Here is a 9,209-nt window from a genome sequence, read left to right on the forward strand (position 1 = left end):
CGGGTCAATACACCTAGGGCGTGTTTCGAAAGTCCCGTCTTGCTGGGAACACCTGGCACGCACACTCGCTGCGTTGTCGGTCGTCGGCGCAGCCCGCTGCGCTCTCGCCCCCTGCGCCTGGCGGCGCGGGAGGTGCCCCCACCCTCCGCCTTGCGATTGCACGCACCAGGCGCCCCCAGCCCCGCCCTCCGGGCGAACGACGCCACTTTCGAAACACGCCCTAGACGAGTGGGTCCGACGTGCTCGTCCGTGGCCGTAGGCGATGAGTGACCTGGTCAGGGGTGCTCTGGTGGCCCGGCAGTGCCGGACGGCCGCCCCGAGCTGTCACGGCGTTGCGAACGCCCCTGCCCGGGCGGCCGCTGCCGCCGCCCGGGCCGCGCGTTCCGGCAGCCGCGGGTCCGGGGCCGCACGCAGCAGGAGCAGTTCCTGGTAGAGCGGGGCGGTCGCCGTCACGAGGAGGGCGCGGGCGTCCGTCCCGGGGGCGAGTTCACCGCGCGCGGCCGCGCGGGTGACCACCGGCGTGGAGCGCTCGTACCGGTCCGCCCAGAAGCGGCTCAGCGCCCCGGCGGCCTCCGCCGAGCGGAAGGACGCGGCGATCAGGGCCGTGGTCACCGTCGGGCCGGCGGCGAGCGCCTCGTAGACCTCCTGGTTGAGGGCGGTCAGGTCGCCCTCCAATGATCCCGTGTCCTGCGGACTCCAGGTGTCGTCGGAGGCCGCGGCGAGTACGTCGGCCAGCAGGCCGCCCACATCGCGCCAGCGCCGGTAGACGGTCGTGCGGTGCACGCCGGCCCGCTCGGCGACCGCGTCCACGCTCAGCCCGTCGTACCCGGCTTCGACCAACAGCGCGCCCACGGCCTCCACGACCTGCGAGCGGATGCGCGCGCTGCGGCCGCCGGTACGGCGGCGGGCGGTCGAGCCGGAAGAAGTGCCGGAAGAAGTGCTTGCAGGTTCGTGATCATCCATGTCACCATCTTAAAGCAACATTCATCGCATTAAGGAGTCCCGATGCTCATCGACCGCCGCAGCAGCAGCCCCATCGGCCGGTCCACCCCCCTCCCCCGGAAGAAGCCCTATGACTGCACAGCTCACCGCCCTTGACGTCACCAAGTCCTACAACGGCCGCCTCGTCCTCGACTCCGTCACCTGCTCCGTCCCCGCGGGCGGACGCCTCGGCATCGTCGGCGAGAACGGCTCCGGCAAGTCCACCCTCCTCCGGCTGCTCGCCGGTGCCGAGCTCCCCGACCAGGGCGAGATCGTCGTACGCGCCGACGGCGGCATCGGATACCTGGCCCAGGAGGAGGAACTCCCCACCCACCTGACCGTCCAGCAGGTCATCGACCGGCCGCTCGCCGCCCTGCGTGCCATGGAACAGCGCATGCGCCACCTCGAAACGCTGATGGCGGCCGGCTACGACACCGCTGCCGGCTGCGGCGTGACCGCCGGCGACGACACCGCCTCCGGCGAAGACACCGTCCCCTTCGACGAGAGCACCGCCCTCGCCGAGTACGCCGACCTGCTCACCGCCTTCGAACTGCGCGGCGGCTACGACGCCGACGCCCGGGTCGAGCGCGCCCTGCACGGCCTCGGCCTCCCGGACCTGCCCCGCGACCGCACCGCAGCCGGCCTCTCCGGCGGCGAACAGGTCAGGCTGCGCCTCGCCGCCCTGCTCGCGTCCGCCCCCGAGGTCCTCCTGCTGGACGAGCCGACCAACCACCTCGACGACGCCGCGCTCACCTGGCTCGAGGACCACCTGCGCGCCCGCCGCGGCACCACCGTGGCCGTCTCCCACGACCGCGTCTTCCTCGACCGGATCACCACCGCCCTGCTGGAGGTCGACGCCGATCTCCACCGTGTCGTCCGCTACGGCAACGGTTACCAGGGCTACCTCGCCGAGTGCGCCGCCGACCGGCAGCGCCGCGCCCAGGCGCACGCCGACTGGCGTGCCGAAGTCGCACGGCTGCGGGAGAACGCGGCCACCACCGCCCGCCGGGTGGCGCCCGGGCGCGCGATGAAGGACGGCAACAAGATGGCGTACGACCGCGCCGCCGGCCGCGTGCAGCAGTCCCTCTCCAGCCGGGTGCGGGGAGCCCAGGAGCGGCTGGGCCGCCTGCTCGCCGCCCCCGTCCCCGCACCGGCGGAGCCGCTGCGCTTCACCCCCGCGCTCCGGGACACGGGCGTGCGCGGCCCACTGGTGGAAGCGGAGGAGGTCGAGGCGGCCGGGCGGCTCGCCCCGGTGAGCCTGACGGTGTCGGCGGGCGACCGGCTGCTGATCGGCGGAGCCAACGGGGCGGGCAAGAGCACCCTGCTGTCCCTCCTCGCGGGCACGACGGAGCCCGACCGCGGCCGCCTCGTACGCCGCGGCCGGACCGGCCTCCTCGCCCAGCAGCCGCACGTGGGCCCGCCCGGGCGTACGGTGCTCGGCGCGTACGCGCACGGGCGCGCCGGAACCGCCGAGGAACACGCCGAACACCTCCTCTCCCTCGGCCTGTTCACCCGCGAGCGGCTCGACGTACCGGTCGGCGCGCTCTCCGCCGGCCAGCGGCAGCGCCTCGCCCTCGCCCGCCTGATCAGCGAGCCGGCCGACCTTCTGCTCCTCGACGAGCCGACGAACCACCTCTCCCTCGCCCTGGTCGAGGAGTTGGAGGCGGCGCTCGCCGGTTTCCCCGGCGCGGTCGTCGTCGTCAGCCACGACCGGCTGCTGCGGGACCGCTGGCGCGGCCGTCGGATCGAACTCCGCGCGCCGACCGCCGCCTTCACACCCCGCTGACGGACACGTCGGAGACGGCCCGGCGGTCGAGCAACTCTGTTCCGGAGCCGACCTGGCCACGGCCTCTGCACGAAGCAGCCCGGCGACCACAGCCAGGGCAGCCGCATAAGCCGCCGACGGGAACTGGAGCGTCGGGATAGGCAGACCCGGCAGGCCGGCCGCCGGAACCGGCTACGCGCTCCGGGCCGGCAGACCGGCGTCGATGACCTCAGCGATAAGGGTGGCGCCGCGGCTGTTCTGGTGGATGTGGTCGGTCGTGAGCACGAGACCTCGCCGCCGCGAGATCGTGTCGAGGCTGCGGCGCAGCACCGCGTGCTGGACGAGGACGCCGACGACCCCTGCGGGCGTCACCTCCCGGTACGAGATCGGCGGCGGGTCCGCTCGGCGCAACTCCTCGATCTGGCGTTCGTGCAGCGGAAGGTAGGCCACCTCGTTGGTGGCGGCGACCTCGGCGATCATCCGGCTGTACGCCTGCGATGCCTGTGCCGCTGCTCCGTCGAGTTGTTGGCCGAGTACCGGGAGCGACAGCAGACCGATCGTCGCGTCGGTCTCCGCTCGCAGCCGTGCGACGACGGCTCCCAGGCACTGTTGGAACCAGCCGGCCGACGGGCGATCGGGGAGCTGTTTGCGCTTCATGGCCCGCTCGACGGGGTAGCCGGCAAGGCTCGCTCGGGCGTCGTTGGTCCCGATCAACACGGTGATCACATCGAATGGGTTCGTGACGACGGCATCGAGGCGCTGCAAGAGGTTGTGGGCGAAGTCGCCGTTGGCGCCGAAACGGGCAAGCTGCACGTCACCGGGAGGGTGGCGTCGTCCGAGAAGATCGAGGTAGTCGACGCTGAACTGCGCGCGGGTGAGGCTGTCGCCGAGGCACGCGATGCGTGTCGTCACGGCGCTTCCTCCGGGCCGGGCGTGCCGACGCATTCGGTCGGGCGGGTGTCGGTCCGAGGCCGGTGGTCGGTGCCGAGGGTCGCGGTGATGGCCAGGATGGACGTCGGCCCCTCCATGTCGACCACGTGCCATACCCCGGCCGGGTTGATGGTGGCCTCGCCCGGCCCGAGCAGAACGCGGTCGAGCTCCCCGTCCACGTCGCGGGTGACCGTCACGGACCCGCTGAGGCAGACGACCAGTTCGTCGCCCGCAGGGTGGCTCTCCCAATGGTCGCCGAGCCCGTCGCCGTCGAAGATCATCACCATCCGGCCGTCGGCACCGTCTGCCGCGACCGCGGCGCTGTAGGCCTGGAGCACCTCCGGGTCCCAGGTGAAGCCCTCGACGGGTTTCGCTCTCGATCCCAGTCCGAGGTGCACGGGGGTGGTCCGCAGGTCCATGGCATTGCGTTCGTGGTTTGCGAGTCTCATGCCGACGATCGTCCACGACAGCGATCGGGCGGTCTTGAAGAAAAGGGAAGGGAAGCCGACGCGACGGGCGGACGGTTGGCGGCTACCCGGCTCCGAGGAGGACTTCGCCGCGACGCCAGGCCGTCGGCGACCGGCCCGTGAACTCGCGCCAGTCCCGCACGAGATGGGCCTGGTCGGCGTAGCCGGAGAGGGTTGCCACATCGCCCCACGGGAGCGGGTCCTGCGCCGCCGCCAGTTCGTGCGCGTGCTCGAAGCGCAGGACTCGGGCGAAGGTCTTCGGCGACAGACCCACCTCACCGCGGAACCGCTCGGTGAGGTACCGACGGCTCCAGCCGAGTTCCGCGGCGACCGCACCGACCTGGACGCAACCCCGCGCGGCGACGAGGCGGCGCCACGCCTCGGCCACCTCGGGGCGCACCCATCGCACATGATCGCCGCCGGCGCCACGGCCGACGGCTCGGAGGAGCAATTCGTCCAGCGCGGTGAACCGCGCCGCCCATGTCGTCGCCGATCGGAGCCGGTCGACCAGCTCGACGGCAAGCGCTCCGAGAAGCTCGTCGAGTGGGACCAGTCGGTGGGCTAGCTCGGCGGCGGGCATGCCGTAGACGGCCCGGGCCCCGAGCGGTGTCAGCGATACCTGAACACCTTGCTGGCGTCCGTCGTGGTGAATCGCGACGGACCGGCGCATCAGACCGCCGGCCAGGCTGTCGAACCGGGTGACCGGTGACCCGTCGTCAACGCCCGCCGCCACCTCCAATGGATCGGACAGGCTGATCACCGCAGTGAGCGCGCGGCTCGGCGGGCCGCAGTGCACCCCCGCCGGGAGCGCGCGGAGGTCGAAGCCGACATACGAGTCGACGTACTGTCGCAAGACGGGCGCCGGACGCGCACCGATCCCGGTGAGGTGGTCCTCCATTTTCGTCAGTGTACGAGCCGCCCGGCGCAGGAAGATCACCATCCAAGGACTGATCCTTCCGCGGCACGGTGTGCGGACACTTCGCCAAGGACACCACGGTTGTCCCGCCGGCCGACGAGCACCAGCAGCTGACCGGGCAGGCAGTCATCGGGGACAACGGTCACGCCTCCAAGCGCCTCCACACCGTGAGGACTTACTCGTCCAGGCCGTACGGGGACGTGGGCGCGGGGGGCGCACCGGTGCTGTCCGGCCGGTCCGCCCCCCGCGTACGGGCAGGTGTCGTGCTGCCCGGGCCGGTCAGTCCAGCTCGTCGTGGCGGGCCGTCAGGCGCTTGGCGCCCAGCGCCGTCAGCGAGCCGAACAGGCGGAGGCGCGAGATGCCGCCGTCCGGGTAGATGTCGATGCGCACGTCCGTGCCGACCACCGGCTCCGGCAGGACGAACCGGTGGTTGGTGTCCGGCTGGAGACGGGTGCGGGACAGGAACTCCGTCCACTCGCCGGTCTCGCCGTCCCGTACGGACAGGGCCGCCCAGCCGGCGCTGTTGCCCTTCAGGTACGCGGTGTCGATCTCGACCGCGCGGATCGCGGACTGCTCGACGAGCCGGTAGCGGATCCAGTCGTTGCCCTTGTCGCGGCGGCGGCGGGTCTCCCAGCCGTCGTCCATCTTGCGCGAGCGGCCCGGCTGGATGGTGTTGGTGGCGGGCGAGTAGAAGCGGTCGGAGGCGTCCTCGACGCGCCCGCCGTTCTCCAGGGCGACGACGTCGAAGGTGCCGAGCGCGGCGAGCCATGCCGGGTCGGGGGCGACCTCGCCGTACACCCGCAGCCGGGCGATGCCGCCGTCGGGGTGCTGGTTGACGCGCAGGTGCGTGAAGCGCCGCTCGACGTCGACGGCGAAGCCGTTGGCCGCGTGGCCGCCGATGGCGGTGCGGGGCACGAGGGTCGTCCACTCCACGTCGTCGGCCAGCAGCTGTTCCGGCGACGGCGAGCCGGCCACGGAGGTGGCCTCGACGGAGACGGCCTGCGGGTAGTTGCCCCGGAAGTGGGCGGTGTCGACGACGATGCCGCGGACGACGCCGGGCGCGCCGAGGCGTATCAGCGCCCAGTCGTGGTCGTCGTCGGTGGGGTGGGGCTCGGTGGCGGAGACACCGCGGCGGCGGCGGGTCTCCCAGCCGTCCATGATCTTGCCCTTGTGCCCGAAGTGCTCGGGGTCGAACTCGGCGGGCTCGGGCTTGAGCATGTTCTCGCGCTCGGCGAAGAACTCGTCGTTGGCCGCGATGACGCCCGCGCCCAGGCGGCGGTCGGCGAGGTCGACCAGGCCGGTGAAGGGGAGGTCGGCGGTGCGGTAGTCGGCGTACGGGTCACCGCCGCCGTAGGGGCTGGCGTCGCCGGTGAAGGACGCCGGAAGAGATGAATGCAGCCCGGTCACGAGGGTCACTTGTTCCTTTCGAGCAGCCGGCCGTGGGGTTCGGCCAGGGTGCCGTTGTCGACGATGCGTACGCCGCGCAGCCAGGTGGACTTGACGACGCCGTGCAGGGTCCTGCCCGCGTACGCCGTGACCCGGTTGCGGTGGTGGAGCTCGGCCGGGTCGACGGTGAAGGTCTCGTCGGGGGCGAGGACGGCGAAGTCGGCGTCGCGGCCCGGCTCGATGGCGCCCTTGCGGTCCAGTCCCGCGAGGCGCGCCGGTGCGGTGGACATCCAGCGGGTGACGTCCTCCAGGGAGTGGCCGCGGCGGCGGGCCTCGGTCCAGATGGCGGGCAGGCCCAGCTGGAGGGAGGAGATGCCGCCCCAGGCGGTGGAGAAGTCGGGGGTCTTGAGGTCGGCGGTGGAGGGCGAGTGGTCGGAGACGATCGCGTCGATCGTGCCGTCGGCGAGGCCGGCCCACAGGGCGTCCTGGTTGGCGGCCTCGCGGATGGGCGGGCAGCACTTGAACTCCGTCGCCCCGTCGGGGACCTCCTCGGCGGTGAGGGTGAGGAAGTGGGGGCAGGTCTCGACGGTGATGGTCACGCCCTCGCGGCGGGCGGCGGCGATGAGCGGGAGCGCGTCGCTCGACGACAGGTGGAGCACGTGCACGCGGGCGTCGAGCCGCCTGGCCTGGTTGATCAGGTTCTCGATGGCGGTGTTCTCGGCGTCGCGCGGCCGGGAGGCGAGGAAGTCCGCGTACTTGGGCGAGCTCTTCTGCGGGGCGGCGGCCAGGTGGTGCGGGTCCTCGGCGTGCACGATCATCAGGCCGCCGAAGCCGGCGATCTCGGCGAGGGACGCGGTCAGCTGGTCCTGGTCCAGCTCGGGGAACTCCTCGACGCCGGAGGGGGACAGGAAGCACTTGAACCCGAAGACGCCGGCGTCGTGCAGCGGACGGAGGTCCTTGACGTTGTCCGGCAGGGCGCCGCCCCAGAAGCCGACGTCGATGTGGGCCTTGGAGCGGGCCACCTCCTGCTTGGTGCGCAGGTTGTCGACGGTCGTGGTGGGGGGCAGGGAGTTGAGCGGCATGTCGATGAGGGTGGTGATGCCGCCGGCGGCCGCCGCGCGGGTGGCGGTCCAGAAGCCCTCCCACTCGGTGCGGCCGGGGTCGTTCACGTGGACGTGGGTGTCGACGAGGCCGGGCAGGACGACGTGGTCGCCGACGTCCTCCAGCCGGGCGCCGGCGGGCACCTCGGCGTCGTGGGGCAGCACCGCCGCGATGCGGCCGCCGGCGACGGCGACCGATGCGGGGCGGGTGCCCGCGGGGGTGATGACGCGCGTCGAGCGCAGTACCAGGGTGATGTCCGCGTCCGCCCCGGCGGCCGCGTCCACGGTGGTGTTCAGGTCCACGTTCCCGTCCACATCGCCTTCCACTTCGCCGGCCGCACGCACCGGCCGCCTCATCATTCTTCAACGAACTGTTGAAGGAGTCTTACGCCGGGATCCTCCCTCGTCAAGGGTCCCCCCGGACGGCGAGGGGTGGCGGACGGGCGACTTGGATGTTTCCATGAAGTGGAAAGAGAATTTCGCCAGGGAGAACGTAGCTCCCCACATGAGGAGGACCGGCAGACCTTCGCGGAACCCCCCGGACACCCGGACAAACAGCGCCTGACCGGCGAAGACGCCCGTTCGCGGGCGATGTGCCCGGCGGAAGGGCCCGGTAGGCTGCTGACTTGCCCATCCGCCTCGAAAGGACCGTTGACGTGCCGACGTCCAGCGCCAGCACCACCGACGCCGCCAAGCCCGCCGCCGCGACCGGCGGTGTCCAGTCCCTTGAGCGTGCCTTCGACCTTCTGGAGCGGATGGCCGACGCCGGGGGCGAGGTCGGGCTGAGCGAGCTCTCCTCCAGCAGCGGGCTGCCGCTGCCCACCATCCACCGGCTGATGCGCACGCTGGTCGCCTGCGGTTACGTACGCCAGCAGCCCAACCGACGGTACGCGCTCGGCCCGCGCCTCATCCGCCTCGGCGAGTCCGCCGCCCGCCTCCTCGGCACCTGGGCCCGCCCCTACCTCGCCCGGCTCGTCGAGGAGACCGGCGAGACGGCGAACATGGCGCTGCTCGACGGCGACGAGATCGTGTACGTCGCCCAGGTGCCGTCCAAGCACTCGATGCGCATGTTCACCGAGGTCGGCCGGCGGGTGCTGCCGCACTCCACGGGCGTCGGCAAGGCGCTGCTGGCCCACACCCCGCCGGAGGAGGTACGGGCGCTGCTCGCCCGCACCGGCATGCCCGCCGCGACCGAGAAGACGATCACCACTCCCGACGGCTTCCTGGAGGCCCTGGAGCAGGTGCGCACGGCGGGGTACGCCGTCGACGACAGCGAGCAGGAGATCGGCGTCCGCTGCATCGCGGTCTCGGTGCCCGACTCCCCCACGGCCGCCGCCATCTCCATCTCGGGCCCGGCGGGCCGCGTCACGGAGGCCGCCACCGAGAGGATCGTCCCGATCCTTCAGGGCATCGCGAACGAACTCTCCACGGCCCTCGCCAACCCCGCGAACAACGGCCAGGCCTGACCGGTCGGCCCCGGCGCCCCGCCCCGGCGGGCTTCCCGCCGGGGCGCGCCGCCCGGCCCGGTGGCTTTCCGGTGCCGCGGCCGCCCGGCGCGGCCCTTAGGTCGTGTCCGCAAAGTCTCGCCTGGCCCGCGGCGCCCTGCATGCGCTCCCCCAGAGGGGGGACCCCCAGCGGCGTTGTCGTCGGTCACCATGGCTCCG

At 72.6% G+C, this 9,209-nt stretch carries 8 protein-coding genes; 2 read left to right on the forward strand and 6 right to left on the reverse strand.

What is annotated here, in order from left to right; all coding sequences use genetic code 11:
• Positions 1–324: 324 nt before the first annotated feature.
• Positions 325–963 (reverse strand): TetR/AcrR family transcriptional regulator, encoded by a 639-nt coding sequence (locus A4V12_RS34025; protein WP_064073376.1) that lies wholly within the window; start codon positions 961–963, stop codon positions 325–327.
• Between the two features lie 109 nt (positions 964–1,072).
• On the opposite strand from A4V12_RS34025, the gene A4V12_RS34030 reads away from it, so the two are divergent.
• Entirely contained in the window at positions 1,073–2,767 is a 1,695-nt protein-coding gene (locus A4V12_RS34030) for an ABC-F family ATP-binding cassette domain-containing protein (protein ID WP_064073377.1), read from the forward strand.
• 171 nt (positions 2,768–2,938) lie between these two features.
• Here A4V12_RS34030 and A4V12_RS34035 read toward each other — a convergent pair whose 3' ends face one another.
• From A4V12_RS34035 to allB, 5 genes are all read right to left on the reverse strand, one after another.
• Positions 2,939–3,658 (reverse strand): SGNH/GDSL hydrolase family protein, encoded by a 720-nt coding sequence (locus A4V12_RS34035; RefSeq protein WP_064073378.1) that lies wholly within the window; start codon positions 3,656–3,658, stop codon positions 2,939–2,941.
• Complete coding sequence (locus A4V12_RS34040) at positions 3,655–4,125, reverse strand: cupin domain-containing protein (protein WP_064073379.1); 471 nt, start codon at positions 4,123–4,125, stop codon at positions 3,655–3,657. Before A4V12_RS34040 ends, A4V12_RS34035 begins: the two co-directional genes overlap by 4 nt.
• 82 nt (positions 4,126–4,207) lie before the next feature.
• Positions 4,208–5,041, reverse strand: a complete 834-nt coding sequence (locus A4V12_RS34045; RefSeq protein ID WP_064073381.1) for an AraC family transcriptional regulator — start codon at positions 5,039–5,041, stop codon at positions 4,208–4,210.
• A gap of 297 nt (positions 5,042–5,338) precedes the next feature.
• Positions 5,339–6,466 (reverse strand): allantoicase, encoded by a 1,128-nt coding sequence (gene alc, locus A4V12_RS34050; RefSeq protein ID WP_064073383.1) that lies wholly within the window; start codon positions 6,464–6,466, stop codon positions 5,339–5,341.
• Positions 6,467–6,471: 5 nt separating this feature from the next.
• Entirely contained in the window at positions 6,472–7,860 is a 1,389-nt protein-coding gene (gene allB / locus A4V12_RS34055; RefSeq protein ID WP_234372447.1) for an allantoinase AllB, read from the reverse strand.
• A 341-nt stretch (positions 7,861–8,201) separates the two neighbouring features.
• On the opposite strand from allB, the gene A4V12_RS34060 reads away from it, so the two are divergent.
• On the forward strand, positions 8,202–9,011 hold the full coding sequence (locus tag A4V12_RS34060) for an IclR family transcriptional regulator (RefSeq protein ID WP_064073380.1): 810 nt from the start codon (positions 8,202–8,204) through the stop codon (positions 9,009–9,011).
• Positions 9,012–9,209 lie beyond the last annotated feature (198 nt).

Origin of the sequence: Streptomyces noursei (genome assembly GCF_001646665.1) — a bacterium.
Taxonomy (GTDB): Bacteria; Actinomycetota; Actinomycetes; order Streptomycetales; family Streptomycetaceae; genus Streptomyces; species Streptomyces lavendulocolor.